The organism is Oleidesulfovibrio sp. (assembly GCF_047973035.1).
Classification (GTDB): Bacteria; Desulfobacterota; Desulfovibrionia; order Desulfovibrionales; family Desulfovibrionaceae; genus Oleidesulfovibrio.
The window spans coordinates 86,148-104,556 of sequence record NZ_JBKEBF010000041.1 but is presented as its reverse complement, the minus strand read 5'-3'; the positions used below and the strand labels follow the sequence as shown (position 1 = coordinate 104,556).

At 51.8% G+C, this 18,409-nt stretch carries 18 protein-coding genes; 11 read left to right on the top strand and 7 right to left on the bottom strand.

What is annotated here, in order from left to right; genetic code table 11:
• Positions 1-8 precede the first annotated feature (8 nt).
• On the bottom strand, positions 9-866 hold the full coding sequence (gene murI, locus ACK5LI_RS14980) for a glutamate racemase (protein WP_416950819.1): 858 nt from the start codon (positions 864-866) through the stop codon (positions 9-11).
• Positions 857-1,759: a pyridoxamine kinase gene (locus ACK5LI_RS14975; RefSeq protein ID WP_416950817.1), complete on the bottom strand. Its 903-nt coding sequence runs from the start codon at positions 1,757-1,759 to the stop codon at positions 857-859. Before ACK5LI_RS14975 ends, murI begins: the two co-directional genes overlap by 10 nt.
• 339 nt (positions 1,760-2,098) lie before the next feature.
• Between ACK5LI_RS14975 and ACK5LI_RS14970 the strand changes: the two genes are divergently transcribed.
• The 7 genes from ACK5LI_RS14970 (at position 2,099) to ACK5LI_RS14940 (ending at position 8,631) form a co-directional block, all read left to right on the top strand.
• The gene (locus ACK5LI_RS14970) at positions 2,099-2,485 is read left to right on the top strand and encodes a RidA family protein (RefSeq protein WP_416950815.1); all 387 of its coding nucleotides are present in this window, start codon (positions 2,099-2,101) and stop codon (positions 2,483-2,485) included.
• A gap of 18 nt (positions 2,486-2,503) precedes the next feature.
• Positions 2,504-3,505 carry a D-cysteine desulfhydrase gene (locus tag ACK5LI_RS14965; RefSeq protein WP_416950813.1) on the top strand — a complete coding sequence of 334 codons (1,002 nt, stop codon included), beginning with the start codon at positions 2,504-2,506 and terminating at the stop codon, positions 3,503-3,505.
• 138 nt (positions 3,506-3,643) lie between these two features.
• Complete coding sequence (locus tag ACK5LI_RS14960) at positions 3,644-5,065, top strand: Na+/H+ antiporter NhaC family protein (RefSeq protein ID WP_416950811.1); 1,422 nt, start codon at positions 3,644-3,646, stop codon at positions 5,063-5,065.
• 414 nt (positions 5,066-5,479) lie between these two features.
• Positions 5,480-6,139 (top strand): GntR family transcriptional regulator, encoded by a 660-nt coding sequence (locus tag ACK5LI_RS14955; protein WP_416950809.1) that lies wholly within the window; start codon positions 5,480-5,482, stop codon positions 6,137-6,139.
• 264 nt (positions 6,140-6,403) lie between these two features.
• Positions 6,404-7,069, top strand: coding sequence for a CDP-alcohol phosphatidyltransferase family protein (locus ACK5LI_RS14950; RefSeq protein WP_416950807.1), 666 nt, complete (start codon positions 6,404-6,406; stop codon positions 7,067-7,069).
• On the top strand, positions 7,062-7,709 hold the full coding sequence (locus ACK5LI_RS14945) for a lysophospholipid acyltransferase family protein (protein ID WP_416950805.1): 648 nt from the start codon (positions 7,062-7,064) through the stop codon (positions 7,707-7,709). The genes ACK5LI_RS14950 and ACK5LI_RS14945 overlap by 8 nt, the downstream gene beginning before the upstream one ends.
• Positions 7,699-8,631: a phosphatidate cytidylyltransferase gene (locus tag ACK5LI_RS14940; protein ID WP_416950803.1), complete on the top strand. Its 933-nt coding sequence runs from the start codon at positions 7,699-7,701 to the stop codon at positions 8,629-8,631. Before ACK5LI_RS14945 ends, ACK5LI_RS14940 begins: the two co-directional genes overlap by 11 nt.
• 85 nt (positions 8,632-8,716) lie before the next feature.
• Here ACK5LI_RS14940 and fusA read toward each other — a convergent pair whose 3' ends face one another.
• Positions 8,717-10,777, bottom strand: coding sequence for an elongation factor G (fusA, locus tag ACK5LI_RS14935; RefSeq protein ID WP_416950801.1), 2,061 nt, complete (start codon positions 10,775-10,777; stop codon positions 8,717-8,719).
• Between the two features lie 211 nt (positions 10,778-10,988).
• Between fusA and ACK5LI_RS14930 the strand changes: the two genes are divergently transcribed.
• The 3 genes from ACK5LI_RS14930 (at position 10,989) to ACK5LI_RS14920 (ending at position 12,179) form a co-directional block, all read left to right on the top strand.
• The gene (locus ACK5LI_RS14930; protein ID WP_416950799.1) at positions 10,989-11,492 is read left to right on the top strand and encodes a hypothetical protein; all 504 of its coding nucleotides are present in this window, start codon (positions 10,989-10,991) and stop codon (positions 11,490-11,492) included.
• Between the two features lie 82 nt (positions 11,493-11,574).
• Entirely contained in the window at positions 11,575-11,838 is a 264-nt protein-coding gene (locus tag ACK5LI_RS14925) for a glutaredoxin family protein (RefSeq protein WP_416950797.1), read from the top strand.
• 8 nt (positions 11,839-11,846) lie between these two features.
• Positions 11,847-12,179 carry a ferredoxin-thioredoxin reductase catalytic domain-containing protein gene (locus ACK5LI_RS14920; protein ID WP_416950868.1) on the top strand — a complete coding sequence of 111 codons (333 nt, stop codon included), beginning with the start codon at positions 11,847-11,849 and terminating at the stop codon, positions 12,177-12,179.
• Positions 12,180-12,409: 230 nt separating this feature from the next.
• On the opposite strand, the gene ACK5LI_RS14915 is transcribed toward ACK5LI_RS14920, so the two are convergent.
• From ACK5LI_RS14915 to ACK5LI_RS14900, 4 genes are all read right to left on the bottom strand, one after another.
• Positions 12,410-13,198 (bottom strand): amidohydrolase family protein, encoded by a 789-nt coding sequence (locus ACK5LI_RS14915; RefSeq protein ID WP_416950795.1) that lies wholly within the window; start codon positions 13,196-13,198, stop codon positions 12,410-12,412.
• Between the two features lie 351 nt (positions 13,199-13,549).
• Complete coding sequence (locus ACK5LI_RS14910) at positions 13,550-13,789, bottom strand: hypothetical protein (protein ID WP_416950793.1); 240 nt, start codon at positions 13,787-13,789, stop codon at positions 13,550-13,552.
• A gap of 43 nt (positions 13,790-13,832) precedes the next feature.
• Entirely contained in the window at positions 13,833-14,246 is a 414-nt protein-coding gene (locus ACK5LI_RS14905) for an acyl-CoA thioesterase (protein WP_416950791.1), read from the bottom strand.
• Positions 14,247-14,418: 172 nt separating this feature from the next.
• A complete protein-coding gene (locus ACK5LI_RS14900; protein ID WP_416950790.1) occupies positions 14,419-16,674 on the bottom strand; it encodes a methyl-accepting chemotaxis protein in 2,256 nt (751 codons plus the stop codon).
• Between the two features lie 205 nt (positions 16,675-16,879).
• Between ACK5LI_RS14900 and ACK5LI_RS14895 the strand changes: the two genes are divergently transcribed.
• Positions 16,880-18,136 carry a murein transglycosylase A gene (locus ACK5LI_RS14895; protein ID WP_416950788.1) on the top strand — a complete coding sequence of 419 codons (1,257 nt, stop codon included), beginning with the start codon at positions 16,880-16,882 and terminating at the stop codon, positions 18,134-18,136.
• Positions 18,137-18,409: the final 273 nt, after the last annotated feature.

The following is an 18,409-nucleotide window of genomic DNA, read 5'->3' as shown; positions in this document are numbered from 1 at the left end:
TTTACCGGTTACAGGTCAACAAGCTCTACATCATCCGGCGCGATGGGCGTGCCCAGAAAAAGACCGCCTGTGCGGCTGAAGCGCGGCACATCGTCCGTAGCCATAAAATGTGTGTCGGCGCAGCCTTCTGCAGTCCGGCGCAGACCGTGCTTTTGCAGTTCTGCCTCCACTGCTTCTGCAGTTGTTGCGGCGCTGTCCACGATGGTCACATCGGGACCGATTACGTTGCGTATCGCACTGGCCAGCAACGGAAAGTGCGTGCATCCCAGAACAAGGCAGTCCGGAATTTCCGGAGTGTCCGAGCCGGAAGCCGGTTTGAAAATTGGGTCCAGATAGCGGGCGATGATGCCTTCAATGAGGGGGCCTTCCACCCAACCTTCTTCTGCCAGCGGCACAAACAGCGGGCACGGGGAGCCGCTTGTTCTGGCATCAGGCCGGATAGCGTGGATGGCACGTTCGTAGGCTCTGCCGCGGATGGTTGATTCTGTGGCGATTACAGCAATGTTGCCGTCTTTTGAGGCACGGCAGCTGGCCTGAGCGCCGGGTTCCACCACTCCGATGACAGGAATGCCGGGGTATGCTTTTCGTAAAGGTTCCAGCGCAGTGGAACTTGCGGTGTTACAGGCGACAACAAGCAGCTTTATATCGCGTTCCACCAGCTTGGCCGTGGCTTGCAGCGCATAACGGGTGATAGTCTCCGATGATTTGGTGCCGTAAGGCAGGCGGGCTGTGTCGCCCAGATACAGTATGCTTTCACACGGCATGCGTTTGCGTAGTGCTTTGAGCACAGTCAATCCGCCTACGCCGGAATCAAACATGCCGATAGGCAGGTTGCGGCGGTCATCCGCCTGTGTGATTATTTGCATCTGCATTGTTCCTTATCGTTATCCAGCAATTCAAATGAGCTGTTCATTACAGGCGCGCACAGCGTATCCAGAATGCGCTCCAGCAGAATGCCGTCGCGGCTGGGCAGGTTGTGTCCGAACGTGGCGCGTATGCCCATGGTGACAAACTGCACGGCGCGGTCCATGGCGATGGGCAGGCTGTCTCCCTGCAGCAGCGAGCCTGTGACCACGCTGGCAAAAGTATCTCCCGTGCCTGGGTAGTGCGCCGGAATGTATGGGCATTCCATTTTCCAGAAACGGTCATGCTTGCGGTTATACGCCATGACGGCACTTCTGCGGTCGTCAGCTTCTACAGGCACGCTGGTGATGATTGCTATTGATGGGCCCATAGCCGTCAGGCGGCGTAGCCATTCTTTTACTTCTTTCTGCGAAATTTCGGTGCAGTACTCTTCGTCCAGCAGGAATGCCGCTTCGGTAAAGTTCGGCGTGATGATGTCTGCCTTGGTAACCAGCAGGCGCATGCGATGAACCATTTCCATGGTCATTGTCGGTTCAATTTCTCCATTGTCGCCCATCACGGGGTCAACAACTGCGATTCCCTCCGGTGTGCGGAACATATCAATGCAGCGCGCCACAATATCCACCTGTTCCGGCGATCCCAGAAAGCCGCTGTACACCGCGTCAAACTTCAGGTTCAGCGCCTGCCAATGGTCAAGAATGCGGTGCATTTCTGCTGTCAGGTCCACAAAGCTGAAGTTTTCAAAGCCGGAAGTGTGTGTGGAAAGCACTGCGGTGGGCAGCGGGCAAACCTGAATTCCCATGGAAGACAATACAGGCATGGCCACCGTAAGCGACGTGCGCCCGAAGCCGGAAAGGTCGTGGATAGCCGCCACGCGCGGCACTGGATTGCGCATTATATGAACGTCTCCGTCGGTGTTTTTTAAACCTGCGGGCATGGTAAAACAGCAGGAAGTAATATGGCCCGCAAGGCACAAAAAGCAAACATGTGCCGTGGAAAAATGCAAGAGGCTGTTGCGAAATAATGTGCAGGCGAAAATGTGTAGAAAAAACTATCCCTCCTAAAACAGGTGGTTGGGGCGTAAAACAAAAAATAACATGTGAAATTTTGCCCAATGGCGTTGACATGGTTGAATGCTGAGGCTAAACGAAAATTGTCGACGTAATAATGTCGACATTTGAAAAAGTGTCCGCATGCGGCACACATCAATCCAACACACCGGAGAAACACAAAGATGAGCAAGAAACAGATTGTCGACACTCCAAAAGCGCCTTCCCCAATAGGCCCTTACTCGCAGGCGGCCGTTGCAGGCGACCTTCTTTTCGCATCGGGTCAGCTACCCCTTGATCCCGCAACGGGCAAGATGGTGGAAGGCGATATTCAGGCTCGTGCACATCAGGTGTTCAAAAATGTGCAAGCCATCGTCGAAGCCGCTGGTGCCACTCTTGATGATGTCGTCAAGACGACCGTCTTTTTGACGAATATGGCCGACTTCAAAGCTGTGAACGAAGTCTACGCACAATATTTTACTGCTCCTTTTCCCGCTCGTAGTGCTGTTCAGGTGGCTGCATTGCCCCTTGGCGCTGACGTGGAAATGGAAGCTGTCGTTAAACTTAAGTAATTTGTCTAGGAGAAAGTAATGAATCTCGCAAAATTTCCCAGAAGGGGCTACGTTGAAACTGCAACCCCTATCGAAGCTGTGCCTAATTTTTCCAAGGCACTCGGTGGCAAAGTAAATATTTTCATCAAGCGTGACGACCTGCTGCCCGGCTGCGCTGGTGGTAACAAAACCCGTAAGCTTGATTTCTGCATTGCAGATGCTCTTGAGCAGGGTGCTGATACCATCATCACCTGCGGTGCCATTCAGTCCAACCATTGCCGCCTGACTCTTTCATGGGCGGTTAAAGAAGGTCTGGATTGCCATCTGGTACTGGAAGAGCGCGTTGCAGGAACCTATAACCCCGATGCTTCAGGTAACAACTTCCTGTTCCAGCTGATGGGCGTTAAAAGCACCAAGGTCGTTCCCGGCGGCTCCGACATGCTGGGTGAAATGGCCAAGGTTGCAGAGCAGCTGAAAAAAGAAGGCCGTAAGCCTTACATCATTCCCGGCGGTGCATCGAACACCATCGGTTCCACCGGCTACGTTGCCTGCGCGGAAGAAACTCTTCGTCAGGCCTTTGAAAGCAGCCTGAAGCTTGACCACATTGTGGTGCCCAGCGGCAGTGCCGGTACTCATGCCGGTTTTGTGGTAGGCATGTTCGGCTGCAACGCCAATATTCCTGTAAGCGGTGTGAACGTAAGCCGTCCCAAAGACGTGCAGGAAGGCATTGTGCTTAAGCTGGCACGCGAAACTGCCAAGCGCGTAGGCGTAAAAGACGAAATTCCTGCCGAAGCCGTCACCTGCTTTGATGCATACGTCGGCCCCGGCTATTCGCTGCCTACTGAAAGCATGGTTGAGGCTGTTAAGCTGCTTGCTTCTACCGAAGGCATCCTTCTTGACCCCGTATATTCCGGTAAGGCCATGGCCGGTCTTATCGACCTCGTCCGTAAAGGACATTTCCCTGAAGGTTCCAATGTGATGTTCCTGCATACCGGCGGCTCGCCTGCCTTGTATGCATACCTTGATACTTTCAGAGGGTAATGAACCAGGCTCTGCGCCCGCATCAGATGCGGGCGCAGAATTCAATAACTGGCGGGAAGGTCCCAGGCTGCATGAAAATGCATTGTACGGTTTGCGGAGCCGGAAACACATATAGTAAAGTTGTATGCGGGAGGCATAATGACAGAGAACGGCACAGAAAAACGCCTTGAATTATATGGCGGAGTATGGGGCGGGCTTGTGCCGCTAGTTGTTCTCGTCGGAGGGCTGATCTGGCTTTCTGTCGAAGAAATGGGCGGAACCAAACCGTTTTGGGCCTGTGGCTGGATGGCTATCGTCGCAGGATTGTTTTTTGCCAAGGACAAGCATGAATATTGCCGTGCGGCTATGCGGGGTATTGGTGATAAAACTGGTATTGTTATTATTACCGCATGGTTGTTTGCAGGTGTTTTCGGCAAGCTGATGGTCAGCGGCGGTCTGGTAAAAGGGCTGCTCTGGCTGGGTATGATGACGGGCGCACAAGGCGCAGTCTTTGTACTTATCGTGTTTGTTGCTGCCGGACTTTTTGCTTTAGGCACGGGAACCAGCACTGGTACTTGTATTGCTCTTTCTCCGGTTCTTTTCCCTGCGGGATACTATCTAGGGGCTGATCCCGCGTTACTGGCTACTGCTATTCTTTCCGGCGCGGCTTTTGGCGATAACCTTGCTCCGATTTCCGATACCACCATCGTTTCTGCGTACACTCAGGGCGCAACAATGCGTGATGTCGTGCGTAGCCGCTTTCCGCTTGCAATGGTCGCAGGCGCAATAGCCTGTACGATCTTTTTACTGTTCGGCGGTGGCGGCACCATTAAGCCCCTTCCCGAGTTACAGGCTCAAATGGACCCTTCCGGTGCATTTATGCTGATTGCGCTTCTGGTGGTTGTCGCTTCGGCTTTGTCCGGTCGCCATATTATTGAATCGTTGATTTACGGCAACATTACTGCAGCCGTGATTGGCGTACTGAATGGTAACATGGCGCTGTCGGCTATCTTCAGCATCCCTGCAAAGCGTGGTGTCTCTACCGGGCTTATTCAGGATGGTATCAGTGGCGTAGTGGGTGCGATTATTTTTGCACTGCTCATTCTTGCCGTTACGCAGATTCTGGTTGAAAGCGGAATAATGAATCGTATTCTCAAGTTTGCTGAGAAGTTTATTATTAACACTGTCCGACAGGCCGAACTTTCTATTATCGGTGTGACCATTCTGGCCTCCATTCCGATTTCGGCAAATGCTCCCGCCGAGCTTCTTGTCGGTCCCAGTCTTGTCAAACCCATCGGAGAAAAGTTCAACCTTGCTCCGGCACGTCGTGCAAACCTGATGGACTGTGCTGTGTGTACCATCTTCTTCATTTTGCCATGGCATATTGTGGTGGCAGCTTGGTACGCAGCTATTGTAGCTTCTGCAGAATCTTTCGGCATCACAGCACCGCCTATTTCTGCAGCGCTTTACAACCCTTATTCGTGGGCGCTTCTGGCAGTTATATTGTTCTCGGCAATCACAGGCTGGAACAGAAAATACGCTGATAAGCAGACTGCACAAACGAATGGTTTTGAAGGTTAGCTCCTCACTGTTTTGATGAGGAAGAAGACCTTCCCCTTCTTCCTCTCAAAGGGGGCTCCTTCAGGAGTCCCCTTGCTTTGTTGTAAGAGAGCGCTTTGGCTTTCAACTACATGAATCGGTTGCCGAGAGTTATATACCCGTTTTCAGGCATAGTTGCATCATGGGTAAGAAGCGGAAATGCAAGGGGGGACGAAGCATTGAAGGGTTGCCGTAGTTCATGACCACGGCTATGTTGCCCGTCCACATCTTTGCTTTGCAACGAGCCTCAAGTTTTATCTATTGAGAACTTCAGGCGTGTAGACTGACGTATTGTTTTCTGAAGGTAAGTAAGGATAAAGCCGCTTGAACAGACTTGTTAACTTTTCTAGAATTGTCGGTGTATCAATTTCTGACGTGTCGGATCTGGGACGGGATATGATCGGAATCAAAAAACAAACATATAGTGAGCAAGTTGCTGAATATATTAAAACTTGCATACTTAAAGGCGAACTGCTGCCCGGCGATCAGGTAAAAGAAGTCGAGCTGTCTGAAAAGCTTGCGATAAGCCGCGCTCCCATACGGGAAGCTCTTCAGTTGCTTGCGCGTGAAGGGCTTATTCAGACAGAACCGCAGAAAGGTAAATATATTACCGAACTGACAGCCCAGCAGATAAAGGACAGCTATTTTACCGGCGGCGTTCTTGAGGCCGCAGCAGTTTCTCAGGCATTGCCTTTATATGATGAAAACGATGTGAGCCAGCTGGAAGAACTGGTTGAGGGCATGCGGAAAGTTGCCGAAAGCGGAGAAGATATTGATTCTCTGGCTGAGTTGGATAGTGAATTTCATAATGTTCTTTTTTCACGCATTTCTAATGAGTTGCTTATTGATTTGTGCCGGCGCTCCTGTCAGGGGATTTCAAAATTTCTGCTGTACCGGCATTGGATCAGCTTATTTTCTCCGCAGGAAGTATATGAGCGTCACGTTGCCATTGTTGAAGCGGTTAAATCCGGTAAGGCATCCAAGGTAGAAAAGACCATACGCAAACACTACATGGATTCCGGAGATCGTATGGCAAAGTACGGAGTAGAAAAATAGGCTTGTTGCCGTGAGTTGTTCGACAGGTGACGGTGAGAAGCTGTTCACTTGTTGAAACACTTTTTTTGCAGACAGAAACATAAGGCCACCCGTTCGGGTGGCCTTTATTTTTTCTTTGTTATACAGAAACCCATATTGTTATTTTTTGTAACCATCTGCACAGACCTCTTATTTGATTAAAAAAGACGTGCAATGAATGTAGTTTGTCCTGTTCGTACTCGTGCGCAGTACGTTGAGTAACCGTAATATTATGGAGACACAGTTTTGAAAGTTGAAAATAGGCGTGAATTGAAGTCCAGAAATACCAGCTGGGCAAAAAGTACAGCGCGGCTGTTGCAGCAGAAAGGGGCCACGCCGAATGGAGTTTCTGTGGCGAGTGTGGGCTTTGCCGCGCTGGCAGGCATTTGCTTCTGGCTGGCCTTTATGCCGGAGTCACAATTCGGAAGAGGGGGTTTACTTATCCTCGGTGCGCTGATGATTCAGGCTCGCCTGCTGTGCAACCTGATGGACGGACTTATCGCCATTGAAGGAGGCATGAAAAGCCCCGTGGGCGACGTATACAATGACTTGCCGGACAGAGTGGCTGACGTATTGATAATTCTTGGCGTCGGTTATGGGCTGACGCTTTATCCTCATGCTTTTGTCGTGGGGTGGGCTGCTGCGTTGTTGAGTGTTTGCACTGCTTATGTACGGCTGCTTGGCGGTAGCTGCGGTTTAGTGCAAAGCTTCCGCGGACCAATGGCAAAGCAGCACCGGATGGCGCTGCTAACGGGTGCGGCGGTTGTCAGCGTTTTTCTTTCTTCCGCATGGGCTCAGTTGATTCTTTGCGTGGGGCTGTGGGCAATTGTTGCCGGTGCGTTTCTGACATGCCTGCTTCGTGCGCGTGGTGTGATGAATGAACTTATGCAACTGGCAGATAAGGATGAGTAACACACAGTATTCGCTGACAGCTAGTGCTACGGCAAAGTTGCTGGTGTGGGTGTGCCGTCTTGTCACCGGTATCCGTGCCCGTTGGCTTGCTCCTTTACCGCAAAATCAAGCCCGCATTTATTACGCCAACCACTCCAGTCATCTTGACGGGCTGGTTATCTGGGCGAGCCTTCCGGAAGCGTTGCGCGTCACCGTGCATCCCGTTGCTGCTGCCGATTACTGGCAGAAAGGCAGAATCCGGAACTATCTGGCGAAATCAGTTTTCAAAGCTGTTCTGGTTTCCCGTCAGGCTGCGGGTGACAGGTCGCGCAATAATGCGCTGCAACTTATGACAGAGCCGTTGGAACAAGGTCACTCACTTATTTTGTTTCCGGAAGGGACCAGAGGTGCAGGTGAACGAGTTTCGGATTTTAAAAGCGGTATCTGGCATCTGGCACGCAAATGCCCGCAGGCCGAGCTGGTGCCTGTCTATCTGGAAAATCTGAACAGAGTGTTGCCGAAAGGCTCCTGCCTTGTAGTGCCTATTCTGTGTTCGGCCATTGTTGGCGAACCTGTTGCCGGTCCGCAGCAGGGCGAGACAAAAACGGACTTTCTTATACGCTTGAAAGGTGCTCTGGAGGCATTGGCAAATGATCGTTGATACCGAGTTACGCTACCTGCTTTATATATTGTTCGGCCTGCTGGCCGTTGCCAGTTGCATCGGGTTTACACTGGCAAAAACGAAAGGGAACACAGAAGTCATCAGCAACCTGAATGCCCGTATCAAGGCATGGTGGGTGATGTGTCTGCTTTCGGTTCTGGCTCTCTCCATAGGTGTTGTGGGATCATGCATTTTGTTCGGCCTTATGTCGTTTCTTGCTCTGCGCGAATGTGTGACGCTGACAACAACACGCAGAGGAGACCATGAAGCCTTGTTCTGGTGCTTTTTTATCATTCTGCCGTTACAGTATATTCTAGTAGGGGCTCAATGGTACGGCATGTTTTCCATTTTTATTCCAGTCTATGCCTTTCTGTTTATACCGGCACGAATCGCGCTTGCCGGAGATACTCAGGATTTTCTGGAACGGGCGGCTCTTATTCAGTGGGGGATGATGGTGGCTGTTTATTGCATCAGCCATGCTCCAGCACTGCTTATGCTGAATATTGAAGGCTACGAAGGGCAGAATATAAAGCTGCTGTTGTTTCTGATGATTGTTGTCCAGATGTCGGATGTTCTGCAGTATGTCTTTGGCAAGCTGTTTGGCAAACGTCCTATTGTACCCAGGCTGAGTCCCAACAAAACTGTTGAAGGATTCATCGGCGGTATTGCAAGCGCGACTTTGCTCGGCACTGCGTTGTGGTGGATTACGCCGTTTTCGCCTTGGATGGCAGGGCTTATTTCGCTGCTGATAACTTTGCTGGGCTTTGCTGGCGGCCTGTGCATGTCTGCCATTAAACGCGGACGGGGAATAAAGGACTTCGGAGCCTTTATCGAAGGGCATGGCGGGATGATGGACCGCATTGATTCGCTGTGCTTTGCCGCTCCTGTGTTTTTCCATGCGGTACGGTATCTGTACACGTAACAGAACAACGGCGACCGTCGCTGCTTTTTAGAATACATAAGGCCACCCTTTCGGGTGGCCTTTTTATTTTCCGTTTGCCTGTGCCTTATGCGGCAGCTTGTTCTGTTTCAGCTACCACTTTATCGGTCACATGGGGCGGGGCTTCTTCGTAGTGGTCAAATTCCATGGTGAATACGCCCTGTCCGCCGGTCATGGAGCGCAGGTCAGGGGCGTAGCGCATGATTTCGTTCATGGGAATATGTGCTTTAATTTCGGTGAGGCCGGCAGTGGAGTCGGAACCCAGAACTTTGCCGCGGCGGCTGGAAAGGTCGCCGATGATGTCACCCATGAATTCGTCAGGTACGGAAACGCTGACCAGCATGACAGGCTCAAGCAGGATGGGCTTGCAGCTTTCCATGGCTTTCTTCAGAGCCAGCGAACCGGCAATTTTAAACGCCATTTCTGATGAGTCTACCGAGTGGTAAGATCCGTCGTACAGCCGCACCTTAAAGTCTACCAGCGGATAACCGGCAAGGAAGCCGCGTTGCGCTGCTTCCTGAATGCCTTTGTCCACAGCGGGAATGTACTGGCGCGGAATGGAGCCGCCTACGATGGCGTCTTCAAACTCGTATCCGGCTCCGCGCGGCTGGGGAGAAATTTCCACCCAGCAGTCGCCGAACTGGCCTCTGCCGCCGGACTGCTTTTTGTGTCTGCCCTGAACCTGTGCTTTTGCTTTGATGGTTTCGCGGTAGGGCACTTTAGGTGTTTTCAATACGATATCCACTTTATAACGGCGGCGTGCACGCTCCACAGAGGTTTCAATGTGCATCTGGCCCATGCCGGAAAGCAGAATATCTGCGGTTTCTTCGTCGCGTCCGAGCCGCAGGGTGATGTCTTCATCCAGCAGCTTATGCACTGCGGCGTAAACTTTATCTTCGTCACCTTTTTCCTGCGGGGCAAGAGCGTAGGTAATCAGAGTGGGCGGCATGGTAGGCCGTGCCAGCGTAAACTGGGCTTTCTCCTCGCACAGCGTGTCGCCGGTACGGGTGCTTTTCAGCTTGGCTACTGCTACTATGGAGCCGGGGCCCAAAGCTTCTTTGCAGGGGGTCTGCTCTTTACCCACAAGGCACAGAGGGGTGCCGACACGTTCGTTTTCTTCCCGTGCGGGATTGTACAGTGCGGAATCTGCCTTCAGCGTACCGGAAAGCACACGCAGGATGCTGAGCTGACCGGCAAACGGGTCGGCAAGAGTTTTGATGACAAAGGCTGCAACGGGTTCGTCGGGAGAGGAGACGCGCTCGTTGCCTTCTTCATCCATCCACGGAGCACGGTCAAGCGGTGAGGGGAAGAGACTCTGGATAAGATCCAGCACCTGTGCGCCGCCTTTGTTGGCAAGCGCGGAACCGGCAGCAACGGGAATCAGCTCGCCGCTGAGCACGCCCTTACGCAGTGCAAGGTTCATCTCTTCGTCGGTCAGTTCACCTTCTTCAAGGTATTTTTCCATCAGTACTTCATCGCTTTCCGCAATGTTTTCAACCATGGTTTCGCGCAGAATCTGAATTTCATCTGCCATTTCCGAGGGAATTTCACCTTCGGTTACTTTGCTGTCATCGTTAAAGAACAGAGCTTTGCCTGCAAGCACATCAACTACGCCGCGGAAGTCATCCTGTTGCCCGATGGGGGTGTACAGGAGTACGGGCTTGATGCCCAGAATGTCGGAAAGACCGGCAAACGCCATATCAAAGTCGGCACGGTCACGGTCCATCTTGTTGATGAATACCATTGCCGGCAGATCAGAATCTTTTACGGCTTTCCATAACTTACGGGTGAGTGGGCGTACGCCGTCTACGGCGTCCACAACAAAAACGGCGGCATCAACGCCCGCAAGCAGGTAGTTGATGTCGCCGATAAAATTGTTGTCACCAGGAATGTCAGCTAGAAAATGTGTGTTTTTCTGCCATGGAAAGGTGGCAAAAGCAGGTTGTATACTGCCGCGCCTTTTTACTTCTTCCGGCTCGTAGTCAAGGTTGCTCGTGCCGTCTTCGATCCTGCCCAGGCGGTTGACTGCGCCGGACTGGAAAAGAAGCATTTCCGCCAGCGAGGTCTTACCACTGCCTCCGGTGCCGACCATGGCATAGGTTCTTTGGTTTTCAAGCGCTTTGGACATGTAGCTCTCCCTTGTAACGTGTGTATCGGGGAATTTGCCCCTGCGTGCAGGGGTGTTGTCCTATGCTGAGACAGACCCTTTTTCGGGTACTGCGAGTCTAATCCATAGAGAGAGTTACAGAAAGATGTCAACCCCTGATACAAAATCATGCCACTGGAAAATCGAATCCTTTCACGTTATATTTGAAAAATAACAGGAAACCGGAGGCTCAATGTATATCAACCTGTTGCTGGGTGTTATATTTCTAATTGCCGTGGTCTGGCTGGTACGAGCGTGGTTGCAGGAACGTAAACCTCCGCGTCTTTTGCTGGAAGAAGAACTCCGCCGTAAACATGAACGGCAGAAAGCGCCGGAAGAAACTGTAAAACTTCTTCGCGAAATGAGTCTGCAGCGGCTGCGTCCGGTTTTGCAGGCTGCCGAAGATATGCGCGAGGCATTACCCGCTTCCCGCCGTTTTACAGCTATGTTGTCAGATGAAGGGCTGCTGATTACTCTGCCGGAAAAAAACGGTGAAAAGCCTGTGCTGCTTGTCCGGCACAGGGTGCAGATAGTGCCGCTTGCCGGCGGAAAAGAGGCCCTTGAGGCTGCCCTTAAAGATGGCGAACGGTTTGTTCTTTCGCGTCCCGGCCATGAAGGCTGGGGCGAGATGACAGCCTATGATCAGGATGAATGTATCCGCATGGTTGCACGCGAACTTGCGAACTTTCTGGACTGATTATCCGCCGCTTTGCATTGTCAACCAAGGCTCTCCTTGGTATGCAGAAAAAGAAACTAACCCTCTCAGAAAAGGAAGCGTCATGGCTGACAAAAGCAATGTGCAACTGTATGCGCTGTCCACGTGCATACACTGTAAAAAGTGCAAAGAGTTCCTTGAGGAAAACGAGATTGCTTTCGAGTGTGTGTATGTAGACATGCTGGCTGGTGAAGAGCGTAGCGATACGATTTCCACCATCAAAAAGCATAACCCCAAGCTTTCCTTTCCTACATTAGTAGTCAATAACGGCGGTGCCGTGATTGTCGGGTTCCACAAAGACCAGATCGAGGAGGCTCTGGACTTATGAGCAAGACCATGCCCCCTGAACAGCTGTTTGAAATGCTGAAGAAATTTCAGGAACCCAAAGGCTATTACTTTAACAAAGACATGGGCATGACCATGCCTTTGATGGAAAGCCTGCTGGCTACCAAGGAACGCTACGGCTACATGGCGTGTCCGTGTCGCCTTGCCATTGGCGAATACGAAGCAGACAGGGATATTATCTGCCCTTGTGTGTACCGCGACCCTGATATGGAAGAATTCGGCGCATGCTTCTGCGGTTTGTATGTTACTAAAGAGTGGAACGACGAAACCATTGAGCATCAGGTCGTGCCGGAACGGCGCCCCCCCGAAAAGCTTTTCGGCTAGCACGCCGAACCATGTAGCGGGCAGCCTGTATTGTCGCCTTGATGAGGCGCTATGCACTTCTGTTGCAGGTCTTAAGCTGTCTTGCGCGGTGAACGTAGCTGCCTGAGAAGCAGATGCGGCAGTAGCTGTGGCTTATACGCTGTGTCGTTTCTGTCAGCAGACGGTATATCGAAAAATAAAAGCACCGGACTGATTCAATCCGGTGCTTTTTTGATGAGCAGAATTAATTTTTATAATCCCAGTGCCTTTGCTCCGTTACTGAGCAGGTCCGAAAGATCGCTGTCTGAAAGTTTCAGGCGTTTTGACAACAACTTCATTTCGTCTGCAGGGTCGAAAAGAGGCCAGTCACTGCCGAAGAGAAATTTTTCGCGCGGGTGCTTGCGCCACAACGCCTGAAGAGTCTCATCGTCGATATACTGCAACGAGCTTGAGGTATCCATGTAGACGCTTGTCCCTGCCAGAACATCCAGCGCATATTTCCAGTGCCGGTAGCCGCCAAGGTGCGCAGCGATGAACTGCACTTTGGGGAATTTTTTCACCAGTGCAGCCAGTTTAAACGGGCATGAATGGTTCTGATCTGGCGGCAGGTCATCGCCCATATGGCACATCACGATGAACGTATCGCCGATTGCTTCAAAAATGGGCTCCAGTCTGGGGTCGGTCAACCATACATTCTGGAATTCCGGATGCAGCTTGATGCCGCGAATTCCATGAGATTTAAGCCGCCTAAGCTGTGCTTCCCACTCTTCATAATCCGGATGGACACTGCCGAAGGCAATGGCACGCGGGCAGCTTTCGCTGAGCGCCATGGCAAAATTGTTGGCAGGAACAACCTGAGCTGCCGCAGTAGCCGCCGTATGCACCACATAACCGTCCAGCCCTGCTTTGCGGATGGTAGAATCAAGGTCTTCCAGCAGGCCGGAACCTACAGGCGGAATACCGTAGTGGCCTTGAAGGTGCGCGAGGGCTTTGTGAGCAATCTTTGGATGAAACGCGTGAGTATGGATATCGAGAAGCATGATGGAGGGGACAATAAGCAGGGTGGGCTGTTACGTCAATAACATGATGGAATACTATGCAATCTGACCGCGATGGTTAGGGGTTGCCTTCTGCCATTCCGGCTTATCGGATAAAGCCGGAATGCAGCCTGTCTGACTTGAAATCAGGACTTCTCAGCCAGATAAGAGCTTCGTAATCTGTCGTTAGAATCTTTTTGTTGGCTGAATGGTCTTGGTTGCCAGATATGGCGAATGCTTTCTGTCAGGTAGCAATGGCCGGGGTGCGGATAGAAAGCAGGTTGTCAGACGAACAGCAAGTACATACCCACTACGCGCATCTCCGCGCTGGATGCGTCCGTGTCCAACCCTTCTTCAAAGTCCGCCATACAGCAGGCCACATGCCGCTTCCCAGCCGCCCCAGCTCACGGACTTTCCGCGTTCCTGCACGCCGGCATATTCCACGCCCAAGACCCGTCGCAGACTCATGGAGTGCTCACCGGCAGGCACATCCCGCAGCTCTCTATCCGGCAGTGCCGCGACAAAAAGGCAATCCTCTCTTCGAGGGAGGTCGTCAAGGTCCTCCCCTATACGGGGTTGCTGCCGGTCAAACATAGAAACAGGCTGTTCGCATGTCCAAAATAAAGAGCAGAACCGGTTACGCGGTAAAAAGATTTTTCAACCACTCAGGCACTGCAACCGGCCGTCCTTTAGAGCTCACACAGGCATGTTGAGTCGAGCCGGTACACAGCAATGTGGTCTTATCTTCGTTCCAGATTTCGTAAACAAACGTCAATGACGCGCGGCTCCATTCCGTAATGCCTGCGCGTATTTTGATAAGGCCGTCAAACCTTGCAGGGCGGCGGTAACGACAGTTTGCTTCCCGCACGGGCAGCTGAATATCTTTTTCTTCCACTTCCTTATAGCTCATACCGCGTTCACGGATAAACTCGCTGCGGGCACGTTCGAAAAAGTGCAGATACTCGGCGTAATACACCACGCCCATGGTATCTGTTTCACCATATGAAATACGATGGGCAAGCCACGTTTCGGGAGTAGGAAAGTCGCTCATTATATAATCTCCGGAAGATCAGGTGAAGTATTGGAAAAAAAGCACCATAGCCCATCCTGACGGTACAGGCAAAAAGTGCATGACGGTGCGGAATATTTCAGGAATGAGCGAAAGAGCCGTGCCTGTCTGATACATTCAGTCGAATACCGCAGGAAGGCACGGCACGATTATGTCATGTTCTCAGCTTTCTCACCATGTCTGTAAGTGATTCGCTGAGACTGGTCAGACGTAAGATTGCTTCGCGGGCGGAATCCATTCCCATGGCCGTTTCTGCGGCGATGCGTGTAACTTCATCCACGGCGGAAGTAATCTCGTTGCAGGCATGGGCTTGCTCTGCCGTTGCTGCATTAATGGAATCCACTTGACTGGCTGCTTCGCCGGACTGTGTCACGATACGGGCAAGAGCCTCGCCGGATTCCTGAACCAGCAGGGTAGCGCTGCTGATTGCCTCCGCAGCTTGCTGTGCGTTTTCCATATTATTTGTCGTGGCTTGCTGGATGGCGCTAATTGCTCCTCCCACTTCGCCTGTAGCGCTCATGGTCTTTTCTGCAAGCTTACGCACTTCATCTGCGACTACTGCAAAACCCCGTCCTGCATCGCCTGCCCGGGCCGCTTCGATGGCGGCGTTCAGCGCCAGCAGATTTGTCTGGTCTGCAATGTCGTTAATTACCGACATGATTTTTCCTATGGACTCTGTCTGATCTCCCAGTGCGAGCATGTCGTTTTTAAGTGTTTCTGCCAGCTTTTGAACGTTTTCCATGGCTGCCACGGAATATTTTACAATGTCAGCCCCTTGTGCTGCCGTATCTCTGCTTCCGGCGGTAGCCTCATGCGCATGACCGGCATTGTTAACGACTCTGTCGACACTGTTGTTCATCTGCTCCATGGCATCAGCAGTCTGGCTCAACTTGTCTGATTGAATCTGAGCACTGCGGGCTACTTCATCTATCTGGTGCGAAAAACCTTCAGAAGTCATGGCCAACTCTTCCACAGCACCTTCCAGAGAGTCCGCTGCATCGTTCAAAGCCGTGCGGCGTGCCTGATCTGCCATATGGCGTGCCTGTTCCGCTTCTTCTACCGCTTGTCGCGCCCGCTCGCTTTCTGCTTCACTTTTTTTTGCCAGCGCTGCAGCCTCTCCAATTTTTTCCTTAAGGCTTTGCACCATGCGGATAAGGTCATTGCGCAGTTCTGCCAGTTCGCCCCGGAACTTGCTGTCTGGCTCTGCATCAAGATTACCGTCTGCCACTGTGCCTGTATATTTCAGTAAGGCGGAAAGCGGAGCAGAAAGGTTCACACGGATAAGAATTATGCTGATGACAAGCATGAACAGCAGAAATACAGCGGAGATCAGAAAAGTATCAAAGCGAAGTTCTGCGGCTTGGGAGAGTAAAGAATTGCGTTCTGCCGCTACGGCTGTATCGATGGCATCCGTATATACGCCCAGTCCGAGAACCCACCCCCACGGCTTGAACAACCGTACGTAAGATATTTTGGGAAAATCGCCCTGTTCGTCCGGTTTGGGCCACCAATAATCAACATATCCTTCGCCTGTATCTTTTACAGCTTCTTCCATTGCTTTGAAGATCAGCTTTCCGCGTTTGTCCTTTACGCCGGATACATCTTTTCCGTCGAGGTCGGGACGCAACGGGTTGCGAATCATGTGCAGCGAAAAATCATGTATCCAGAAGTAATTGCCGTCTTCCAGAACCTTTCCAGCCACGGCCTGAATGGCCTCCTGTTGCAGGCGTGCACTCTGGTCGTCAATCCATGCACCGGTGCCAATAATCCACCCCAGTTCCGGCAACATGCGTACCCATGAAATTTTAGGTGTGGCCTCGGCCCCTTTGGTTTTGGGCCACACATAGGCTACACTGCCTTCGCCATGCTGCTGGGCCACTTTTATCATTTCGCGAAAGAGATAGACGCCGTTTTTGTCCTGCATGTCGTACAGGCTGCGGCCTTCAATCGAAGGACTGGGATGGGCGAGAACCGTGCCTGTTTCGTTGAAGATGAAAAAGTAATTGTCTTCGTCGTAACGGATGCCCCGCACCATGGATAACAGGTCGGACCGCAACGAAGTTTCTGGTAAAATGCGTTCATTTTTCAGGTAATGCTGGTGTAGTTGCGAAGATGTGGTATCAACCAGACGCTTGAGAGGTGCTGCAGCTTCTTTTTTTAGCAGCTCCATGTCGGCAGAGCGTTCGTAATAGCTTTTCAGTGTACTTTCAGCCACGCTGACCATAGTGCGCAGCTGCGTTTTGACTTTTTCTGTCTCTGCTGCGCGAAAGCGTTCGCCTTCAGACTGTGCAAAGTTGTTCAGGCTCCATGTTGAATAAGCAAGGAAAAAGCCTGTCTGAAGGACTAACGCCGCTGTGATAAGCAGAATGATACGTATAGCCATTGACTGAAAACTTAATTTTACTTGCATTGTCGATATCCTTGGCTGCGCGGGTGCAGATTGCCTGTTCTGCTATGGCCTGCCTGAATGCTAGTATAATAGGTAACATCCCATATGGCAGGAGTATTTGATTTTTTGCAGGCAGCGGGTTCGCGGGGTTGGTGGAACCGTTGTATGGGGCTGCATCGAATCTGATCGATACAATTGAATCACTTTGAGAAGACTGAGGTTGTTTGTGAATAAACGTGTTGAATTTCCCCGATTGTTTTTATTTCGTAGCACGTTGCGGTGGCTGGCTGTTTGCAGCTGCCTGACTGTTCTGGTTATCGGTGGCTGTGCGCCGAAGCCCGAGCCGCAACTGGAACCGATGTTTCGCCCGTTAGAGACTGCAGAAGCGCAAAAGGTAGTGCGCCTGCTGGATATCAAAGCTCAGGGGGTAACGTCCTGGGCCGATCTGCAGCCTGCCGTGGAGCGGAGTCTTGCTTATGTAACGCGTCGTCCCGCAGATGGTCTGGCTCTTGATAAGTATGGCCGGAAGATTACGTGGGGCCAGTTGGAGTCCACCCTGCATTTGCTGCTCGGGCTGTTGCCGCGTCTGGATGCGGAGCCGGAACTGCTGGCGCAATACTTCACGTTATTGCGGCTAGAGCCGCAGCCTCTGTTTACCGGCTATTATGAGCCGTACATCCACGCATCTCCTGAGCGCACGGCTGCGTATCCGTTTCCTATTTATGGCAAGCCTGCAGACCTGAAAACCGTACGGCTGGAGCAGTTTCACCCCCGCTGGAAGGGGGAGGTGCTGACCTATCGCATTGAGGGGGATGAAATTCTCCCGTATTTTGACCGCGAGGCCATCGACTCGAAAAAGGCTCTGCAAGGTCGGGGGCTGGAAGTCGCATGGGTGCAGGATCTTGCGGATATTTTCTTTTTGCAGGTGCAGGGTTCCGGCAGGCTTATCATGCCGGACGGCAGCGAAAAGCATGTGCTCTATGCAGGGAAGAACGGCAGGGAATATGTATCGCTTGGAAGGGTGATGAAAGAGCGCGGCTTACTGCCGCAGGATGGTATATCCATGCAATCTATCCGGGCATATCTTGATGCTCACCCTGAAGAAGAGCGCGAACTGCTGAATACAAATCCCAGCTATGTGTTCTTTCGTATTTCAGACGATGGTCCCTACGGCAGCATTAATCAGGTGCTGACGCCATGGGCCAGCCTTGCCACTGACCGTAACACATTGCCGTTAGGCAGTGCCATGCTGTTTACAGTACCCCGCCCGCTGCCTGCCACACCGGAACAACAAGCACAGAGCGGTAAAAGTTATGTCGAGGTGCCTTTCGGCGGGTTTGGTCTGGCACAGGACACAGGCGGCGCCATTAAAGAGCATCGTATAGATCTGTTCAGCGGCAGCGGAGAGCAGGCGGAGTTTATAGCCGGTCATCTTGCGGCAAAGGGTGACGTGTATCTGTTGATTCCCAAGGTGGAAGAATAAGCACTTAAACGACAGTCATTATGCGGCGTTCCGGCTTGCGGAGCGGCACTGCAGATACTGAGTTGTTCTTTTGACTTCATTCAGCCCCGGTAGATACTTCTATCGGGGCTTTTATCATGCCCACAAAAGCGTAGCAGGCAGTGGGGTGTTTTTCCGTCTTGTGAAGCTGTGGGCTTTTTTTTAGGTTTGAGGATGCTGTAATTTTTAGCAATAAGTGCATCTCGCTGCCCGATAACCATAAAACTGGTGCGGACGAGTTTTTCAGGCTTGCGC

What these genes read in the sequence shown, in the direction of transcription:
- murI (WP_416950819.1), bottom strand. Translation starts at nt 866, where the DNA reads ATGCAAATAATCACACAGGCGGATGACCGCCGCAACCTGCCTATCGGC.
- ACK5LI_RS14975 (WP_416950817.1), bottom strand. Translation starts at nt 1,759, where the DNA reads ATGCGCAATCCAGTGCCGCGCGTGGCGGCTATCCACGACCTTTCCGGC.
- ACK5LI_RS14970 (WP_416950815.1), top strand. Translation starts at nt 2,099, where the DNA reads ATGAGCAAGAAACAGATTGTCGACACTCCAAAAGCGCCTTCCCCAATA.
- ACK5LI_RS14965 (WP_416950813.1), top strand. Translation starts at nt 2,504, where the DNA reads ATGAATCTCGCAAAATTTCCCAGAAGGGGCTACGTTGAAACTGCAACC.
- ACK5LI_RS14960 (WP_416950811.1), top strand. Translation starts at nt 3,644, where the DNA reads ATGACAGAGAACGGCACAGAAAAACGCCTTGAATTATATGGCGGAGTA.
- ACK5LI_RS14955 (WP_416950809.1), top strand. Translation starts at nt 5,480, where the DNA reads ATGATCGGAATCAAAAAACAAACATATAGTGAGCAAGTTGCTGAATAT.
- ACK5LI_RS14945 (WP_416950805.1), top strand. Translation starts at nt 7,062, where the DNA reads ATGAGTAACACACAGTATTCGCTGACAGCTAGTGCTACGGCAAAGTTG.
- ACK5LI_RS14940 (WP_416950803.1), top strand. Translation starts at nt 7,699, where the DNA reads ATGATCGTTGATACCGAGTTACGCTACCTGCTTTATATATTGTTCGGC.
- fusA (WP_416950801.1), bottom strand. Translation starts at nt 10,777, where the DNA reads ATGTCCAAAGCGCTTGAAAACCAAAGAACCTATGCCATGGTCGGCACC.
- ACK5LI_RS14930 (WP_416950799.1), top strand. Translation starts at nt 10,989, where the DNA reads ATGTATATCAACCTGTTGCTGGGTGTTATATTTCTAATTGCCGTGGTC.
- ACK5LI_RS14925 (WP_416950797.1), top strand. Translation starts at nt 11,575, where the DNA reads ATGGCTGACAAAAGCAATGTGCAACTGTATGCGCTGTCCACGTGCATA.
- ACK5LI_RS14920 (WP_416950868.1), top strand. Translation starts at nt 11,847, where the DNA reads ATGCCCCCTGAACAGCTGTTTGAAATGCTGAAGAAATTTCAGGAACCC.
- ACK5LI_RS14915 (WP_416950795.1), bottom strand. Translation starts at nt 13,198, where the DNA reads ATGCTTCTCGATATCCATACTCACGCGTTTCATCCAAAGATTGCTCAC.
- ACK5LI_RS14910 (WP_416950793.1), bottom strand. Translation starts at nt 13,789, where the DNA reads ATGTTTGACCGGCAGCAACCCCGTATAGGGGAGGACCTTGACGACCTC.
- ACK5LI_RS14905 (WP_416950791.1), bottom strand. Translation starts at nt 14,246, where the DNA reads ATGAGCGACTTTCCTACTCCCGAAACGTGGCTTGCCCATCGTATTTCA.
- ACK5LI_RS14900 (WP_416950790.1), bottom strand. Translation starts at nt 16,674, where the DNA reads ATGCAAGTAAAATTAAGTTTTCAGTCAATGGCTATACGTATCATTCTG.